Annotated in this window: 17 protein-coding genes; 5 read left to right on the forward strand and 12 right to left on the reverse strand. The window is 43.0% G+C overall.

Annotated features, from left to right (window positions below):
- Positions 1 to 30: 30 nt before the first annotated feature.
- On the reverse strand, positions 31 to 759 hold the full coding sequence (locus KXD93_RS12105; RefSeq protein ID WP_258137372.1) for a glucosamine-6-phosphate deaminase: 729 nt from the start codon (positions 757 to 759) through the stop codon (positions 31 to 33).
- A 204-nt stretch (positions 760 to 963) separates the two neighbouring features.
- On the reverse strand, positions 964 to 1161 hold the full coding sequence (locus tag KXD93_RS12110; RefSeq protein WP_258137373.1) for a hypothetical protein: 198 nt from the start codon (positions 1159 to 1161) through the stop codon (positions 964 to 966).
- A 428-nt stretch (positions 1162 to 1589) separates the two neighbouring features.
- Here KXD93_RS12110 and pstS point away from each other — a divergent pair, with 428 nt between their 5' ends.
- Positions 1590 to 2708 (forward strand): phosphate ABC transporter substrate-binding protein PstS, encoded by a 1119-nt coding sequence (gene pstS / locus KXD93_RS12115; RefSeq protein WP_258137374.1) that lies wholly within the window; start codon positions 1590 to 1592, stop codon positions 2706 to 2708.
- Positions 2709 to 2826: 118 nt separating this feature from the next.
- Positions 2827 to 3519 (forward strand): uracil-DNA glycosylase family protein, encoded by a 693-nt coding sequence (locus tag KXD93_RS12120; RefSeq protein WP_258137375.1) that lies wholly within the window; start codon positions 2827 to 2829, stop codon positions 3517 to 3519.
- Between the two features lie 6 nt (positions 3520 to 3525).
- Here the strand turns inward: KXD93_RS12120 and KXD93_RS12125 are convergent, their stop codons facing one another.
- The 9 genes from KXD93_RS12125 to KXD93_RS12165 all read right to left on the reverse strand — a co-directional run bounded on the left by KXD93_RS12125 (position 3526) and on the right by KXD93_RS12165 (position 14897).
- Positions 3526 to 4371 (reverse strand): fumarylacetoacetate hydrolase family protein, encoded by an 846-nt coding sequence (locus KXD93_RS12125; protein WP_258137376.1) that lies wholly within the window; start codon positions 4369 to 4371, stop codon positions 3526 to 3528.
- 108 nt (positions 4372 to 4479) lie between these two features.
- Positions 4480 to 5244, reverse strand: a complete 765-nt coding sequence (locus KXD93_RS12130) for an SDR family NAD(P)-dependent oxidoreductase (protein WP_258137377.1) — start codon at positions 5242 to 5244, stop codon at positions 4480 to 4482.
- Between the two features lie 162 nt (positions 5245 to 5406).
- Positions 5407 to 7068, reverse strand: a complete 1662-nt coding sequence (locus KXD93_RS12135; protein WP_258137378.1) for a UxaA family hydrolase — start codon at positions 7066 to 7068, stop codon at positions 5407 to 5409.
- A 15-nt stretch (positions 7069 to 7083) separates the two neighbouring features.
- Positions 7084 to 8448 (reverse strand): alpha-L-fucosidase, encoded by a 1365-nt coding sequence (locus KXD93_RS12140; RefSeq protein ID WP_258137379.1) that lies wholly within the window; start codon positions 8446 to 8448, stop codon positions 7084 to 7086.
- 209 nt (positions 8449 to 8657) lie between these two features.
- Positions 8658 to 8987 (reverse strand): L-rhamnose mutarotase, encoded by a 330-nt coding sequence (locus KXD93_RS12145; RefSeq protein WP_258137380.1) that lies wholly within the window; start codon positions 8985 to 8987, stop codon positions 8658 to 8660.
- Positions 8988 to 9358: 371 nt separating this feature from the next.
- A complete protein-coding gene (locus KXD93_RS12150) occupies positions 9359 to 11317 on the reverse strand; it encodes a M1 family metallopeptidase (RefSeq protein WP_258137381.1) in 1959 nt (652 codons plus the stop codon).
- An 866-nt stretch (positions 11318 to 12183) separates the two neighbouring features.
- On the reverse strand, positions 12184 to 13407 hold the full coding sequence (locus tag KXD93_RS12155) for a hypothetical protein (protein WP_258137382.1): 1224 nt from the start codon (positions 13405 to 13407) through the stop codon (positions 12184 to 12186).
- A gap of 9 nt (positions 13408 to 13416) precedes the next feature.
- Positions 13417 to 13971, reverse strand: a complete 555-nt coding sequence (locus tag KXD93_RS12160) for a hypothetical protein (protein WP_258137383.1) — start codon at positions 13969 to 13971, stop codon at positions 13417 to 13419.
- Positions 13972 to 14042: 71 nt separating this feature from the next.
- Complete coding sequence (locus tag KXD93_RS12165; protein WP_258137384.1) at positions 14043 to 14897, reverse strand: hypothetical protein; 855 nt, start codon at positions 14895 to 14897, stop codon at positions 14043 to 14045.
- Positions 14898 to 15524: 627 nt separating this feature from the next.
- Here KXD93_RS12165 and KXD93_RS12170 point away from each other — a divergent pair.
- The 3 genes from KXD93_RS12170 (at position 15525) to KXD93_RS12180 (ending at position 18321) form a co-directional block, all read left to right on the forward strand.
- Positions 15525 to 16103, forward strand: a complete 579-nt coding sequence (locus KXD93_RS12170; RefSeq protein WP_258137385.1) for a hypothetical protein — start codon at positions 15525 to 15527, stop codon at positions 16101 to 16103.
- A gap of 307 nt (positions 16104 to 16410) precedes the next feature.
- The gene (locus KXD93_RS12175) at positions 16411 to 16989 is read left to right on the forward strand and encodes a hypothetical protein (RefSeq protein ID WP_258137386.1); all 579 of its coding nucleotides are present in this window, start codon (positions 16411 to 16413) and stop codon (positions 16987 to 16989) included.
- Between the two features lie 393 nt (positions 16990 to 17382).
- A complete protein-coding gene (locus tag KXD93_RS12180) occupies positions 17383 to 18321 on the forward strand; it encodes a hypothetical protein (RefSeq protein ID WP_258137387.1) in 939 nt (312 codons plus the stop codon).
- Between the two features lie 140 nt (positions 18322 to 18461).
- Here KXD93_RS12180 and KXD93_RS12185 read toward each other — a convergent pair whose 3' ends face one another.
- The gene (locus KXD93_RS12185) at positions 18462 to 18647 is read right to left on the reverse strand and encodes a hypothetical protein (RefSeq protein ID WP_258137388.1); all 186 of its coding nucleotides are present in this window, start codon (positions 18645 to 18647) and stop codon (positions 18462 to 18464) included.
- Positions 18648 to 18757 lie beyond the last annotated feature (110 nt).

Below are 18757 nucleotides of genomic sequence, written 5' to 3' on the forward strand. Positions count from 1 at the left end.
GTCCCTCCATCCTTTAATTATTTTTCAACCTTAATCAGTCAATTGCGATCCGGCAGCCTCATCAAGCATTACATAAGCTGATGGGAATGTTTGAAAAATAGAAGCCGGAACCAGGTTTGTCACCTTGCCCTGTAAGGCTCGGGCTATTATCTCCGCCTTATTTTTGCCCGACGCCAATAACATGGGTATTTGCGCCTCCTGCAGGTGTTTCAGTCCGAGGGTTATGCCCTCGGTTAATTGGGTTTGTTGTTTAAAGTATTTCTGACCTACTTCAATTGTTACCGGCGCCAAAGGGGAATGATGGGCATAGGAATTAAAATCGACGCCAGGCTCGTTCAGTCCGATGTGGCCGTTCAAGCCAACACCCACCAGCATAATAGCCAGCGGGCCGTGCGCTTTTATAAAATCATCCATTGCAGTGCATGAAGCATTGAGATCTGTGGCTTTGGCATCAAAAACCTTCATCCGGGAAGCTTTTATTTTTGCCGGGGTAAAGAAAGACTCATAAAGAAAATTGGTGCAACTGCCCGCATCGTTTTTATCCATTCCCACCCATTCATCCAGTCCAACAAAATAGCAATTGCTAAAATCAACCCGTTTTTCTTTAGCATATTGTATCAGCAGTTTATAAATCCCGGCCGGTGTATCGCCGGATGTTAGGCAAATCAACGAATCTGGCTTTTGCTTTACCTGGTTAACAATCATTTCGGCAGCAGCCCGGCACATTTCGTTATAGCCTGCGTAGGTACGGATTTTCATATTTAGGGTAGATTTAATTCAAGATTAACGAATAAAATTTAAAGAAGAAATAGGTGACGAGGAATTACTAACCAGGTAAATATTTATTGAAGCCAAATAACACCGGCATATTTATCAGTAGAAGCTGTATAATCTATATAGATACTATACAATTTTGCATTAAAAAGCCCCTGACCGATGCGGCAGAGGCTGAATTAGTACTCGCTAATTAGCATGACTTTTTAATTTGTCGTGCTGGATCTCTTCTAAAAAGCCGTTCTCGTTAATAGCGTAATTGGCCTCCGTTGTATCGTTATAGTGTTTTGGGATCTTAATAGCCTTTACCTTCTTTTTATACGGAAAAAATACGGGTAAAATTAGCACTGCAATTAAAGCGCCGATTTCAAATGATTCGATAAGCATATAAATCTATACTAAGTAAATAAATAGCAAAAGCACCTACAATTGGTTTAAGTTGAGGATATTACCCCGACGTAGAATTTTAGGCGAAGTGCGAATTGCTTTATCAAAGCTAAATCAATGCCAAATAATTTCATAGTGTTTCAACACTACTCACAAATTATCAAAAAAGCAGTATTTAGCCCATATTATTTATTTTTATAGCTAAATATGGCTATCAAATTTATAAGGTTTTGCCGTTTTGATGGTATTTTTTATATTTGATATTTCGTCATTCACCTCACAAAACCTTTGAAATATCCAACAATTCTGCGCGAAAAAACTACACACTTCATCCCATACATACATTTTGTAGATTTGTTAACAATAAAATAACACACATAACAACACCAAGCTGGTGTTTCATTGTTAACCATTAAAATACTTTACTCATGAAATTTTTAAAGATTAGTCAATTGGCGTTTGCAGCTGTGCTGCTGGCCGAGACAGCTTTAGTTAGCTGCGGTGGAAATAATGCAAAATCGGGGAGCGATACTTCAGCGAAACCGGCTGCTGCTACAGCTTCGACAAGCGATGCAAACACTTTGCTTGGCGCGGGAAGTACTTTTGTTTACCCGCTTTTTTCAAAACTGTTTGCCGAATATGATAAGGAAACCGGTATTAAGGTAAACTATCAATCAATTGGCTCGGGCGGCGGTATTTTACAGCTTACCAATAAAACCATCGACTTCGGTGATTCTGATGCGCCTTTGAATGATGACCAGGCGAAAAAAATGGGAGCCGATGTATTGCACATCCCGATGTGTGCCGGCGCAGTAGTTATCAGCTATAACCTGCCCGATTTGAAAAGCACCTTAAAACTTGATCCGGATGTTCTGGCTAATATATTTTTAGGCAAGATCACTAAATGGGACGATGCGGCAATTGCCAAGATAAACCCGGGTGTTAAACTACCATCTACCGGCATCTTCATTGCTCACCGCAGCGACGGCAGCGGAACTACTAATATTTTCACCACCTATCTTTCAAAGGTTAGTACCGACTGGAATACCAAACCAGGAAAGGGTTCTGCCATTAATTGGCCCGTTGGTCTTGGTGGTAAAGGTAACGAAGGCGTTGCTGGTTTGATCAAACAAACTCCGGGCGCTATCGGTTATATTGAGCTTGCCTATGCCATCCAAAATAAAATGACCTTTGCCGACCTGAAGAACAAAAGCGGTAACTACATTACCCCGACAGTTGCTTCAACCAGCGCTGCAGGTAATATTACCATTCCTGATGATGCAAAGGTTTCATTAAGCAATACGGATGCTAAGGATGGTTACCCTATCAGCGGGTTTACCTGGGCCATGATCTACAAAGAACAAAACTACAACGGCCGCACTAAGGACCGTGCCGAAAAAGTTGTAAAACTATTGTGGTGGAACACTCATAACGGACAGAAATACTGTAATGATTTGAACTATGCACCGCTATCGCCGGCCGCTGTTGCAGTTGCGGAAAAGATCTTAAAATCAGCAACCTTCGATGGGAAGGCAATTCAGCAATAATATTCAATAAAGTAATAAGCGCCCTGGCAGATTAGGTTTGCCGGGGCGTTTTATTTTTGGATAAAATTGGACACAAATTGGATAGATCCATTTATTTTAGCCCTCACACACCATCAACATGACCTTCGCCGAAAAAGTAATCCAATTCAACAAGCAGCTCGACTTTACCGGGACCTTACCGCCGGGGATCAATATACTGAATCCCTTCAAGGAAAATCCGCAGGCCAATATTATAATGGAGCAGTTTTACAGCAAGTATTATAATGACGATAACAAGCGGCATTTGATAGTAGGTATTAACCCCGGCAGGTTTGGCGGCGGCGTTACGGGCATTCCCTTTACCGATTCCAAGCGGCTGAAATCGGTATGCCATATCAACTATGAGGGCAAGGAAACGCATGAGCCATCGTCGGTATTTGTTTATGAGGTGATTGAGGCCTTTGGCGGACCGGAGGAATTTTACAAACACATTTATATCAACTCCATGTGCCCACTGGGCTTTACCGCCAGTACAAAGGATGGCAAGGAAATAAATTACAATTATTACGACAGCAAGGAGCTAACAGCCGCCGTTTATGATTTTATGGTAGAGAATATCCAAAAGCAAATAGACCTCGGCATCTATACCGATACCTGCTTTTGTTTCGGAACGGGGAAGAATGAAAAGTTCTTGCGCAAGCTAAATGACGAAAAGGGCTTCTTTAAAAACATCGTGGCGCTGGAGCATCCACGCTTTATTATGCAGTACAAGGCAAAAACAAAGCAGCAATACATCGATAAATATATTGCTGCCTTTCATGCTGCTATTTGATGTTAACTAACTGTAGGCAACCAGCGTTTGCTTAGCTTCACCCAATCCGTCAATACCTAATTCAATCACGTCACCTGCCTTCAAATAGATTGGCGGTTTCATGCCCAGGCCTACACCTGCTGGTGTGCCTGTCGAGATAATATCCCCTGGTAGCAAAGTCATGAACTGACTGGTATAGGAGACCAAATGCGGGATGTTAAATATAAAGTTCGAGGTATTGCCATCCTGCATTGTTTGCCCATTCACCTTTAACCAAAGGCGCAGGCTGTGCGGATCGGCAATTTCATCCTTTGTAGCAAAGAATGGGCCTATCGGCGCAAACGTGTCGCAGCCCTTCCCCTTGTCCCAGGTACCGCCACGCTCAATCTGGAACTCGCGTTCAGATACGTCGTTATGCAGCACATACCCGGCAACATAATCCATCGCGTCAGCTTCTTCCACATAGCTTGCCTTTTTGCCAATCACTATTGCCAGCTCAACCTCCCAATCTGTTTTTACAGAATTTTTCGGGATCACGATATTATCAAACGGACCAACAATAGCCGTGGTCGATTTCATAAAGATTACCGGCTCGGTTGGCGGGGTTGCGTCGGTTTCTCTTGCATGGTCGATGTAATTCAACCCTATACAAACAATTTTTGACGGTCTTGCCAGCGGACTACCCAAACGCACATCTTCCGTAATTTCAGGTAAAAGGCTATCCTCCAAAAAATAGCTCAAACGCGTCAGGCCATCATTCTCAAAAAATGCTTCGCCATAATCCTCGCCAAATGCAGAGGTGTCGTATTTTTTATCGTTGATGATCACACCGGTCTTTTCCTTGCCGGCTTCACCGAATCGTATTAGTTTCATATTTTTTTATTTCGGAATTCGGATGTTCGAATTCGGATTTATTCTTTTGATCTGCTGCTTTAGATAATTTCAATTCCGAAATCGAAATTCCGAAATCCGATATTCTCGTTAGTTGTTTAGGGTGATAAAACCACCGTCGATAGGATAATCCGTACCTGTTATAAAGCCGGCCTCGTCAGAGCATAAATACAATGCTAATGCAGCAACTTCTTCAGGCTGCCCCATCCTGCCTATAGGTTGTGATTTGGACAGTTTTTCAAAGATCTCGGCCTCTTGTCCCGCATAATTTTTGGCAATGAAGCCATCCACAAACGGCGTATGCACCCTCGCCGGCGAAATACTGTTACAGCGGATGTTATCCGCTATGTAATCCCGTGCAACCGATAATGTCATGGCATGGATGGCGCCCTTACTGGTAGAATATGCAAAGCGGTCGACTATGCCTACGTGCGCAGCAATAGAAGCTGTATTTAATATCACGCCGCCTTTATTTGTCTTCATTACAGGCAGGGCTGCAAAAAGGCAGTTGTAAACTCCCTTAACGTTTACATTGTACACCCTGTCAAAATCAGCCTCGCTGGTGGTATCTGCCTTGCCGATGTGGGCAATACCTGCATTGTTTATCAGGATATCAATCTTTCCTATCGACCCAAAAACATCCAAAACCTGCTGTTGATTGCTTACATCGCATTTATGAACATCGGCTTGTCCGCCTGCCGATTTGATTTCTGTCACCGTATCATTGGCGGCGTCTTCGTTCAGTTCGATGATGTGTACGATGGCACCCTGCTTCGCAAACAGGATGGACATGGCTTTGCCAATACCGCTACCGCCGCCGGTTATTATTACTTGTTTGTTGGTTAGTTTAAACATAGGTGTCTGTTGTATTTTGTCATTCTGAGCTAAATCGGGTGTCATCCTGAGGCACTCGAAGGATGAGCGCAGTGGCCTTTTCGCGTGCTAAGCATGATGCTGAGGCCTTTGCCCGCATGCTTCGAGTGCCTCAGCATGACATCCTTTTTCTTAACTGGAATCTTACAATGATATCCCCCTCTTCCACGGAATCCAGTCATCTTGCCCCAATCTTACCGATGCAGGTTCCGCTTCGCCGCTGGCAACCTTGATCACATAATCCAATATGCGCTCACCGGTTTGCTGAATGGTTTCTTCGCCTTCTATAATTGTTCCGCAATTTATGTCGATGATGTCCGGCATTTTAGTTGCCAGGATTGTGTTTGTGGAGAGCTTGATAACCGGAGTAACCGGGTTACCTGTTGGCGTACCAAGGCCGGTAGTAAACAACACAATATTCGCGCCTGCCGCTACTTCTGCGGTGGTGCTTTCTACGTCGCTGCCGGGGGTACACAATAAATTCAGACCTGGTTTTGATACTTTGGCCGGGTAATCCAGTACATCCGCAACCGGGGATGTTCCGCCTTTTTTGGCTGCACCAGCCGATTTTATCGCATCCGTAATCAATCCATCCCGAATATTGCCCGGCGACGGGTTAGCATAAAAGCCTGAACCGTCAGCTTCCGCGCGTTGGTTATAGTTGGTCATCAGCTGCATAAAGTAGTTGGCCTTGTCCTCATCAACACAGCGGTCGCTTAGTTCCTGTTCCACACCGCAAAGCTCCGGGAACTCGGATAAGATCACCGAGCCGCCCATGGTTACCAGCAGATCGCTCACATAACCCAATGCCGGGTTTGCCGAGATCCCCGAAAAACCATCCGACCCGCCGCATTCCAGTCCGATACATAATTTTGATAATGGAGCAGGCTTACGTTCTGTTTGGTTAGCCTGCATCAAACCGGCAAAGGTTTGTTTCACAGCTTGTTTCAGCAGATCGCTTTCCGTACCTATCTTTTGCTGCTCCAGGATCACCAGTGGCTTGCTGAAGTTGGCATCGCGTACCTTTATTTCCTGCTGCAAAATACTTACCTGCGCATTCTGACAGCCGAGGCTTAATATAGTTGCACCTGCCACATTGGGATGGGTAACATACCCTGCTATCAAACCACATAAAGTTTGGGCATCGCTGCGGTTACAGCCGCAACCCATTTCGTGGGTAAGGAATTTTATGCCATCTATATTTTTAAAGAATTTCTTTGAATTTGCCTTATCTGCCGAGTCCTCTATATCTGCATTCAGGATCTCCTGAACAGATTTCCCTGCCTGGTAAAGACCCATCAACTGTTCAACGTCGCCGTCATAGCTTTTGGCTTTCTTGTAGCCTAGCTTATCCACCAAAGCCTCCTTCAACACATCAACATTACGGTTTTCGCAGAACACCATCGGCACAACAATCCAGTAGTTGCCGGTGCCTACCGAACCATCCGCACGGTGGTAACCGTTAAAAGTTTTGCCGGTGTATTTGCCGGGATCAGGCTGGTGCCAGTCCAGCTTGCGTTTGCCAAGGTGGAACTCACCGGAGGCATGATGCACCGTTTGGGTGCTGATCGGCCCGCCTTGCGGGATGGCTACCGTTGCCTTGCCCACCAGTACGCCGTACATAAAAATCTCATCGTCGGGCTGCAGCGGGTTAATGCTGAACTTGTGCTTGGCATCAATCTTTTCGGTAAGCTTAAAGGTTTGGCCCTCGAAGTTTACTTCCGTGCCTTGTGCCAGGTTTTGCAGCGCCACCAATACGTTGTCCTTTGGGTGGATGCGGATATAACTGTGTTTTTCTATCGACATTATTACAAAATTGGGTTATTGCAGCGTTAGCTCAACAACCGGGATCTCGAAATTGGGTTTTTTAGTTGGAACGGTCAACACCAGGTCGTCCGGGTTGGTGGCCGATGGCTTGTACAAAAGTTCCGACGCATCATTTAAGAACGCTGCGTACTTAATTTTATTAGCATAACCCGGCAAAGTTATGGTGCCTCCCGCCGGGTAATCGTACAAATGTACATACAACCGTTTGGTTTTGGCGTTATAAGTTAGCTTATCATTTTCGGGGATCTTAAAGGTATCCGGCGCGTAAGTGCAGTTATAGATAGAACGGTCATTAGCGTGCATCCAGGTTGCCAGGCTATCCAATGCGCGGGTTGCGCGATAGTCGAACTCGCCGCGGGCGGTTGGGCCTACGTTAAGGATCAGGTTACCACCGTTGCTTACCGAGGTGATCAGCAGATCAAGCAGCTGGCGGTTGGTTTTCCAGGTATTTTCGTCCCGGTAATAGCCCCATGATCCGCTAAACGTTTGGCAGGTTTCCCATGTTCTGCCGCGGTATTTGGCCAGTTCGGCGGTGCTTACCTGCTCGGGGGTTTCAAAGTCCGCCCCGTCTTTATACTCATTCAGGTCCAGCCTGTTATTTATTATGATACCGGGCTGTAATTTTCTTGCCAGCTTCAATAGCTCTACCGATCCCCAATCCTTAGCGCCCTTTCCGCGCCCGCGCCGCTGTCCCTTCTTATCCCACGACCAATCCAGCCACAACACATCAATTTTACCATAATTGGTTAACAATTCGGTAAGCTGGTTGCGCATGTACTGCCTGTATTTAGCCATATCGCGCCCTTTATTTAAACGATCATAATTCGCCTGGCTCGTATCCACCTGTACCAGCGGATGCGCGTCGTCCATTGTATAATCCGGGTGGTGCCAGTCAAGCAATGAGTAATAAAACCCAACCTTTAAGCCCTGTGCCCTTACAGCATTTACATATTCGCGCACCAGGTCGCGTTTTGCACCGGTATTGGTTGATTTATAGTCGGTATATTTTGAGTCGAACAAACAAAAGCCTTCATGGTGCTTGGTTGTCATCACCATATATTTCATCCCGGCAGCTTTAGCGGCTTTAGCCCATTTTGTTGGGTCGAAATAATCAGGGTTAAACTGGTCGAAATATTTCTGATACTGTTCATTGGTCAGGTGCTCATTGTGTTTTACCCACTCGTGCCTTGCAGCACCCGAGTAAAGGCCGAAGTGGATGAACATGCCAAAGTGGCTATCCGCCCACCACTGCATTCTCTGCTTTTTCTGCGCGTCGGTTTCCTGGCCGATCATTTTCTGGGCAAACGTTGCATGGCTGAGTATCAGCAGCAGCAACAGGAACGGTAGTTTTTTTAGCATGGTAGATTTATTTATTGGTTAGTATAAAGCTATAAAACATTGTCATTGCGAGGAGCAGAGCGACGAAGCAACCTCGTAGTCGTGCACTAGCGCCCGTGCATTAACGAAAACGCATTGGCGACGAGGTTGCCACGCTATCGCTCGCAATGACAAAGTTTGTTATTTATTTGTTTTTTCTATTCTCCACTCACTATTCATCACTCTCCCCCCTACAACTCAAAAATTCGCTTCATCATCACCCACTTCTCCCCCTTCAGGGTATTTTTCATGGGCTGCTGGTATTTCCACATCAGGTTTTCCCACTCCTGTACTTTGGGGTTGGCAGCATCCGCCTGGCCCTTGGCATCAAAGCTAAAGGTATCATCAACCTCCATGATCATGAACAGGCGGTTATCAAAACGGTAGATCTCCATCCCCGTAATACCCGAATCTACGATACTTTTCCTGATCTCGGGCCATATCGCCTCATGATGTTGCTCATACTCCGCTATCAAAGCCGGATCGTCCTTTAAATCGAGGGTTAAACAGTACCTGGGCATAATGCTATTTTAGGCTGACCAATTGGTGCAAATGTCAATCGTACAAGTATAGGAAAAAGAGGTGAAAGAAAAAAGGTGAAAGCTAAAAGGCGAAAGGTTTTTGGGGAAGTCCGAAAGTCGGGAAAGTCAGTAAAGTCCGGAAGATGATGGGCGGAGATCGTCGTGCGTAGAATGGACTCACCCGACATTGCTTCGCTCGTCGACCTCTCTTCGCTGCGCGTAAAGAGGTAAAAAAAATTAAAACTTAATTACTGATTATTTCTCTTCCCTCTTTGCGCAGCAGAGAGGGTGGTCCAGCGCAGCGTCGACCGGGTGAGTCCACTCTGCGCTATGCGTTTACATTAATGAACAATTGAACTAATGAACCACCCTTACTTCCCCCACACATTATCCCCCCTATTCACATCCACAAACACCTCTTCCGGATCAATCACCACTTTAGCAACCGCCTCATCCTTATCAGCAGTAAAAGTATAAGTACCGGTATATTCCCAAATCTCCACCGGGAATTTGCGCCGTTCCTTTGCACCGCTTTTGTAGGTTATTTCAACAATCAGCGGCATGGCGGCGCGTTCGGTGTTTTCAATGGTGATGAAGGTTTTATTGTCCTTAGCCACCACTTTTGCAATGCTTTGATCCAGCTTGAAATTCTCTAAAAACATCGACTTCCAGAACCATGTCAGATCCTCGCCGGTTGAGCTGTCAATGCTCCTGAAAAAATCCCAGGGAGTTGGGTGTTTAAAGGCCCAGTCGTTGATGTATTTTCTGAATGCCGGGTCGAACCTGTCGGGGCCCAGGATGTGGTTGCGCAGCAGGGCCAGCAGGTAGGCCGTTTTCTGGTATTCAACCGGGTAAACCTGGTTGCCGGGAATGGCATCCGGGCGACTAACGATCGGCAACAGCTTGTCTGAAAACAGCGACATCCTCGGACTGTCAATTTCCGCATAGCCAATAAACTCGCCTTTGTTAAAGTCTTTGGTGGCCATCATATCCATAAACAGGTTAAAGCCCTCATCCATCCAGGCGTATTTGCGCTCGTTGCTGCCCACTGTCATCGGGAACCAGGTGTGGCCCAGCTCGTGGTTAACAACTGCCCAATACATATTGCCCGTATCCTTGGCGGCGCAAAAAACCATGCCCGGGTATTCCATACCATCCAGGTTGGAGGCCACGTTTACGGCTTTATTAAACGGGTATTCGTGCCATTTTTCGGAGAAATATTGCAGGGTGAACTTCACATATTCCGACGAACGCAGCCAACTGGTCTTCTTTGCAGATTCAACAGGGTATAGCGAACAGGCCATCACCTTTTTGCCTGTCGACAGCTTAAAGCTCAGCGCCTCCCAGACAAACGATTTAGAGGCTGTCCACGCAAAATCGCGGGTGTTGTTCATCTGGAACTTCCAGGTGCAGGTTGGGGTTGATGGTCTCGACGATGCTTCGCCAACTTCCTTTGCCGACCTTATCATTACCGGCTGCTCACTTTCATGCGCCGCCTGCCAGCGTTTCAGGGCGACCGGGGTCAACACTTCTTCGGGGTTCAGCAGGTCGCCGGAGCCTTCAACAATGTAGGCCGATGGCACGGTGATGTTTACTTTAAAATTGCCAAAGTCGAGGTAGAACTCACCATTGCCGAGGTAGGGCAGCGCGTTCCAGCCTTCCACATCATCCAGCACGCACATGCGGGGGTACCATTGCGCCACGGCATAAATATCACCGTTTTTGGTGGGTAGCAGGTCCGTTCTGTTCACCAGGAAATCGGCATTTTTATAGTTAACCGGGAAATGGTATTGATATTGAATGCGGAAACTCAGCTGTTGCCCGCTCTTCAAAAGCTCGGGCAGGTGCAGTTGCATCCGGGTATCGTAAACGTTATATTTTATCTCAGCGCCCTTATCTCCGGCAATGCTGATGCCTTCAATTTCGAAGCCGCCATCCGGTGTTTTTGCAGCCGGGTTCTTATACAGGAACAAGCCCGACAGCACACCCCTCGACTCCTTTTTATACACGTTCTGCTCCATTTGCATCCACAGGTCCGCAAGCGCTTTGGGGCTGTTGTTGGTATAGGTAACCGTCATTACGCCTTTGATCAAATTCTGCTTGTCATCCAGCGCAACATCAATCACATAGTCCGACTGGTTTTGCCAGTACGCAGGCCCCGGCTCGCCGGTAGCGGTGCGGTATTCACTGCCCGGCGGCAACAGCGGCAAGGCCGGGAACAACTCTGCCGGCTTATACCGCGACTGGCCCATTGACACATGAGTTATAAAGCTGGTGATTACAATTGCGGTAAATTTTAAAGCTCTTTTCGAATTAAGGAATTTAATCATAGTATAAGCGAAGGGGTGCATGCTTCAAATATAATGATTTGGGGGGAAGGGAGGAAGTCGGAAAAGTCCGAAAGTCAGTAAAGTCCGAAAGATGGTTGGGGCTAAGCAAACAAAAGCGGCGGCCTCGTGCGATTCCCTCCCCCGGGAGGGCGAAGGGAGGGGTTTCTACACCATGCGTTTACGCCAGAATTCGCCATCCTGCTAATCGACTAATACCTTTACCCGTCCGTAGAAAACTATACAAAGTGGGTTTACATGGTTTACATAATTCAATGTAAACCATATGATGTAAATAGTTATAAACAGCTATAAATCAATTATTTGAATTAATTTATTAGTGAAAAATCATGGTTTACACTGATTTTAATGTAAACCATATACACCGGGTTTATTTAATATTTCAAGAGAAATTTGTAGCCTGCCTTTTTCAGCCATTGCGGACTGCCAACTCAAAACTGCCAACTGGATAAAGGGGGTTTACATCAAAGTGTTTCCAACAGCGTTTAGGGGAAGTGTATCTTTTGTACCCAAGCGTTCCAAAGCGTTCCATTTTTTTGCGTGGAACAGGTGGAACACTATGAAACATGCTGATTATCAAAGGTTTAATATTTGACATTATAAATGACTGATAACCAGGCATAATACTAACTATCCAACCCGTCTTTGCGAGGAACGAAGCAATCTCTGAACTGTGCAGATCATTAGTACGGGATGGGATGACGTGAAAGAGGCCGCAAACGTATTAATGATAGGCATTTTACTACTGGGCATACGGGGCACTGAGTAGCCAACCTCTTTGGGCCGGCGCGGATATTAACGCCAGGAGGGGGATAGTAAGTACATAATTTAAACGTCTTTCGATTTTATCAAGTAAAATTATTCATTACGTAAATTAATGAATAGTCACTGTTCTTTATTTTTTCGTCATTCTTAGTACCAATTTTTATGGCCTTGGATCCAATACTTGCTATTCCAGCCAATGCCGAGCCGGCTGTTATTACTGGCCCACCGATAATCAATGATACAATTAAAGCGCCTAAAGCAATCCATGTTTTTTCGTCTGAAAACATTTCATTAAAAAGGTCATTATACTGGTTTTTATCCATATCAAGCAGTTCTCTAATTTCTTTTTCTGTGTTAATCTCGACATGTTTTGAAATATTTTTCACAAGATTATTTAAGTCATATTCCCCTTTAAACTGCTCAGCTAATTTCATGCACTTATTTTTCAAATTAGCAATTTGCCTACTTCGATTCTCCCGCAGATCGATTATTAAGCCAATTGTTTTTTGTGGGTCATTATTATCAATATACTTTGACGTTAACTGTCTAAATATTTCCCAAGCTATGATATCGATTTTATCATAATAACTTTCACGTTCGGTTTTATTTTTATCTTTCTCTTGAGGAAGAGACGTAAGAAATTTAATCAAATTTTCATTGCTTAGTAAGATTTTGGGGTAATATTCTAAGGAGTTAAATCTAAAAAAGTAGGCATCAATTAATAGGTCCTCAATTGAAAATTGCTTAAATAAGTTATCGCAATATTTTAAAAGCGCAATGTAGTCGATATGATTGGCGCGTGTTTCCTCATATGTCTCTCCCCTTGTTTCTGCTTTGATGTCACCGCCATAAATTTCCAGAAATTTTTCAAATAAAATATGCGAAATTAATTCCTGAGAAGCCATAGAAATGTTTATTGTACCTAATAACTCCTTTTTGTTTAGTCCTGTGGAATTAATTAATTTTCTTGTTTGCGCAAGTGCAGCATCATTTCTGGGATATGCGAGCCAGATTGTTCTTGCATATCCCTTTTTTAGCAATGGATCTATTAGTTTAAAGGTATTTATTAAATTATCTTGACTTTCTGCCCATTGATCAAATAAAAAATTGAATGAATTTTTCCAAGGGTAATTAGATTCCGCTACGAGTTTATTGAACCGAATAGGATCGCATCCCGTTTGGAATATGGAAACAGTAGGATGTAGCGTAAACGTTATAGGTAGCTCTTGAAAATATAGAAAAGTAGATGACGAAATATCTGTTATTTTAAACAGACAATCTGGAAAAAAAACATTCTGCTCTTGCATCCTTATTGACTAATTAAAACTATACTTTGATTTAGGCTTAATACTGGAAGTTACGCTATAGCTTTTAATAGCAGAATTAATTTCTGTACTCATTTCTGTTTTGCCGTTATAAACAAAAGAAACTGGTTTTCCATCACTACCGACCATCCCTACAAGATCGTGAATGGAAATCTCAGTGGAATGTATTATGAAACCAAATTCATCTACGAACTCGATAGTCAAATTTCCGTCCGCGTAATTATCGCGTAAATCGTTCATGCCTTTCAACTGCAAAGAGTAATATAAATAATTACCTCTATATAAAGCCTTAAGTGTGGTATATGCGCCTGGTTTTACAAAATCTAATGTTGATGAACCTAAATCTCTTTGATTTGGCTTAGATACCTCAAACTTTTTAATATCCTTGGCATTTAAGTCTCCGATTTCTCTCAATTCATTATCAATAATTTTGTAGATTTTATCGCCATGAATAAAGGTATTTTCAGCAATTTGAGTGTTATTGCTATTACATGAAAAACATAGCATGACAAATGCTAAAACTAAGCCGAGTGGTTTTAAATTCATAATGTGAAGGTTTAGATTGTTAAATATTAAGGTTGATCAATCAAGTTTTTAACGCGTATATATCACAGTTATTAGATATTTATCACCAAATTATAAGCAGTACCCTTATATTTATATGCTATACTAAAGCTATTATCCCCAAAATTCACCAATTGGAAACTGTGAACATCCCGCTCACCTTTAAGATCACCTTCAATAAAAACTATCCCGTTATCGTTTGTAATATTTGTTATGGTAAACGGCTTATTGATATTGTCCTGGGAAACGTCGCTATCGCTGCCGCCTAACTCATATTTTATTGTTGCATTGAAATTGTTTTTCGTTCCAATGGTCTTTTTGAACTTTTCAAAGTCGGGTAAAATATTTGAGTAAGCAACACCAGTAAGATTAGTTTCGGCAGTTGAACCAGCGGTGAAATAAGTTCCGTATTTATTACCCTCCGTGCGTTGATTACTTAAGTAAATAATGTTAGCCCCAAACATAGCTGCCTGGATCTTGATCTTCCGGTAGGCCCTGTCTTTCACCCGTTCCTGGTTTGAGTAAACGGTCGTTCCTTTCGCTTTTGCGCTAACATCCGATAGTTTAAACAATCCCCGTACTTCGCTTTCAACAGCTGTAATTGTAACCTTATCGTAATCCATAACGCCACTTATAGATTTATAAGAAGTGGATTCGGCAAAAGTTTGAACGCGTCCGCTTTTAAAGATTATTTTTTGCACGGTGTTTTTGTAAACAGAATTGATAACATCCTCGCCTGGAAATGAGTATTTAACCGCGTCCGGTGTTACTTCCTTTACAGAACATGCGATGCGTTGGTTGTTCAAAACCACGGTATCTGTTTGCGCATAACCAAATGAGATAGCAGAAAAAATTAACAAAATAGAAAAAAAGGAAGCTTTAATAAAAGGCTTAGTCGAATAGTTCATGATAATTAGTAATTAGGTTCGGCTAATGTATCCTTTTTTTTGGTTAAAAAATCACATCTTCTACAAGTATCTCAACACCTATTTTCCATCCCCAATCCCCTCCCGCTACCGCAAGCGTGACGCTTGTGGCCCGCGTTTAAGTAGCCGCTGTCTTGTCCTAAAAATAATTTTTGAAAACTGTAATAAATAGTTAAATTGCTGGAATTAAAAACCTTACCATGTCCAAAACTGATCCGAAACAAAAAAACAACACTGCAAATTCAATAACTGAACGGTACTTTTTATTCTTCACAAGCATTATTTCCAAAGTTGGAGTCTCTGGACTTATTATCATAAGTTTTGTAATATCCTATTTTGTATTCACAACGACTGATGAAAAACACGAGTTATTTGACAAATGGATCCTATTAAAAAATAATAATTATTGCGAACAAATTCATTGGATTATTGTTATTTTTAGCGTGCTAATTTTAGTTGGAAAATCGTACGCATTCAATAAGATTCGAAATTTAGATCGATATGAAATTGAACGATTGAAATACTTATTAAAATCTTCAGACAATAATATAAACTAAAATCTCAAGTTATCTAATTCTGTTTACATCTTATTATTAAAATTATAATAGAATGAGCTATTTAATAATCTTTTTGATCGCAGTTGTTGTTTATTATACTATGTATCAATACAAGTGTTACAATTATAGGCTACATCAACTAAAATTACACGCTCTACTAGATAAATTACATGGATACGCAAAGGAAGGGAAAATCGACAAAAATCATTGGACTTATAATTTTCTAGAAACCTCCATTACAAAAAGCTTAAGTTATTTCGGCAATTTAAATATTTGGTTTGCAATTTACCTTAGAAAATCACATAAAACAGACGCAAAGCTTTTAATTTTTAAATTAAACCTAGAACAACAACTTAGCAATAGTTCTTTTGAAAATGATATTTATATTTCTTATCAGTCGATTATTGGGGGTTATGTTATCAAAAGACATTTGGCTGTACTTTTTTTAACTATTATAGGTGTGAAATTTGCGAACCTATCAATTAATAGTTTTATAAAAATAAAAAATAGCGTTAGAAAAAGCCTTAATGAATTATCAATTTTACCTGAATTAACAACAAGTAATGATTTTAATATCAAAAAGAATATGCCTTTAACTCCCCATGTGGCACATTTCCATGGAAATAGATAACCTGTATTCTGCAGAATACTAGTAGTCAATCAAAAGCTTTATTGCTATTAGATTTAGTCTATTAGCTTGTTCCCGTTGGATTAGGTCGTGATGTACCCCCATCTTGGCGCTAGTATGCAGCGCCGGCCAAAAGAAGTGGCGTACTAGTGCCCCGCGTTTAGGTAACCCGTACGCCCGGCCCCTCCTTGGCGCTAGTATGCAGCGCCGGCCAAAAGAGGTGGCGTACTAGTGCCCCGCGTTTAGATAGCCATTTGCACAGCAGCATAATGCTTAAATTCCCGCCCCAAATCCTTAACTTACCTGCCTAATGAAAAAGCCAAGCCAGGAAGCTATCCCGAGAACAATTATAAAGAACAACAGCGGTAGTATCTATGCAGCTTTTCTTGAACGGGGTGGTAAAATATTATTCCTGAATCCTAAATGCGTTGTTACAGGAATTGGAGACTTAGTAGAGTTATTATTTACAACGCCGGAGTTTACCACAGCGCTTTTACCACCAAATGTTGCTGCAAGTATTCATGAAGTAAAGGGGATTGTGTTGCAGGTTACTTTTTCTTCGGGAGTCAAATTAAAGAAAAACTATCCCATCCCCCTATGGCTAAGCGATTTCAAAAAGGTTGAACACTTAAAACTGGTTAATGCAGACCTTGACAACCTAAGCGACATAACAGATTTGCCGGTACAACATTTAATTCTCGGGGATGTAAGTTTCAGCGATGCCGATAACCTGGTAGCTGCCATTAAGCAATTCAAACAGTTAAGATACCTGGCTTATGATGAGTCGTTCCCGCTACAAGTGGTGGAAGCCCTAGCTAAATTAAATTCAGGCGTTACGTTGTTAACGGTGAGTGAATATATTGCAAAGGGTTTGTTTGGGGCGGAGTGAAGAGTTTTGGTTACTGAGCAAGCGGCTGCACGGTCCAATCAACGTAAAACTCCGTTGATTGTCCTGTGCAGCGGTTCTTTCCGTCCTACCCATGACAAGTTATATTCAACCAGGGGTGGGGTGTCACCCTGAGGCACAAGCCTGTCCTGAGTTTATCGAAGGGAAGGGCGACGTGCGCAGAGGCCTATCCGCGTGCTAAGCAGGTTGCAGAGGCCTTTGCCCACGTGCTTCGCATGACCCCGCGTTTAGGTAGCCAGCATACCTGGCATGCCCGTCAGCACAATGCCGTAATTTCCAGATCGCTATTTAATTTCTCTATCTTAGCTTCAGTACCAAAACCAATAGCACAAAGCCTGGTTTAAACGTATGTAATAAATTATCCATCACCTGTAAATGCTCAAACTATTACCCTTGCTTTTTCTGCTGATCGTTACAGGTCGTTGCTTTGCCCAGGAACAACAACGGGATCAGCATTTGTGGCGGTTAACCATTGCGGATAGTGCGACAAAGAAAGGAATAGATAAAGCTACGGCGCGCATAAATAGTAACCAGTATTTGATGAGTAACAGCAAAGGCGAAATACTTATCGACAGGGATTTATTGCATAATAATGCTCAAATCATACTTTCTTGTATCGGTTATGAAACTACCACTTATGCCCTGCCACACAATGATAAATTCCCGGATACCATTCGCCTCAGATCGTCCCTGGTATCATTAAAAGAAGTTATTATACGTCCCGCTAAATCCATCACAGCAGGAATTGTCAGGAAAGTTTACAAAACCCATCGCACAACCGAACCAAATGAAGCGTTTGTGCAGTACATTCCCAATAAAGAAAAAATCAAGGGCACTATTACTTCAGTTAATTACGTGGTAAATGATATGTTGCACGGGATAGAAATGCCGTTTAGGGTGCGTCTTTTCCTGAAACGCAAAGATAGTATCACGCTTGATAAAGAACTTACAACAGACAGTATAATTGTCTACAACCCGGAGAAAAAGCATTTATTATGCGTTGATGTTTCCAGGTATAATATTCAATTTCCGGAAAACGGTGTGCTGGCTGTTTTTGAAACGCTTTCCCTTTCTTATTACAGTAAAGACTTGACCTGGGATGCAGGCCAGCAATATGTAAAAACTCCCGGTATAGATATGGACCAAACCAAAAACTACTGGGATATGAACCGGAACAAAACCGACAGAAAAACCGCCTACAGCATGGTGGGCCCGGTTGCCGATTATTGGAACAGTGATTCTCCAGTAGATCAATGGTATGCCTATGCCGACGGTAATAACTTTGCCATTACGATAACTATAAGCGTAAACTAAATTTATGACAATTTCCTCCGCTTCCAAGCGTGTCGCTTGTGGGCCGCGTTTAGGTAGCCAACAACATAAAGGCCCGTTGATTGTCCTGTGTAGAGGTTGCTTCATTCCTCGCAATTACTTGACCATGAGTTAATTAACCATCACGTCATTGCGAGGCTGGTTGCCCGCAACCTGCTTCGAAGCAATCTCTGCGCCGTGCATGCACCGGAGTAAAAAGCCATTGTGGTTACCGGGATGCGGGTGCAAGGTTCCATAAGCATAAAGGTCCACTGATTGTCCTGTGCAGAGGTTGCTTCGTTCCTCGCAATGACGTGAGGGTCAGACATAAAGGTCCGTTGATTGTCCTGTGTAGAGGTTGCTTCGTTCCTCGCAATTACTTGACCGTAAGTTAATTAACCATCACGTCATTGCGAGGCGGGTTGCCCGCAACCTGCTT

Origin of the sequence: Mucilaginibacter phenanthrenivorans, from assembly GCF_024721155.1 — a bacterium.
GTDB classification, from domain to species: domain Bacteria; phylum Bacteroidota; class Bacteroidia; order Sphingobacteriales; family Sphingobacteriaceae; genus Mucilaginibacter; species Mucilaginibacter phenanthrenivorans.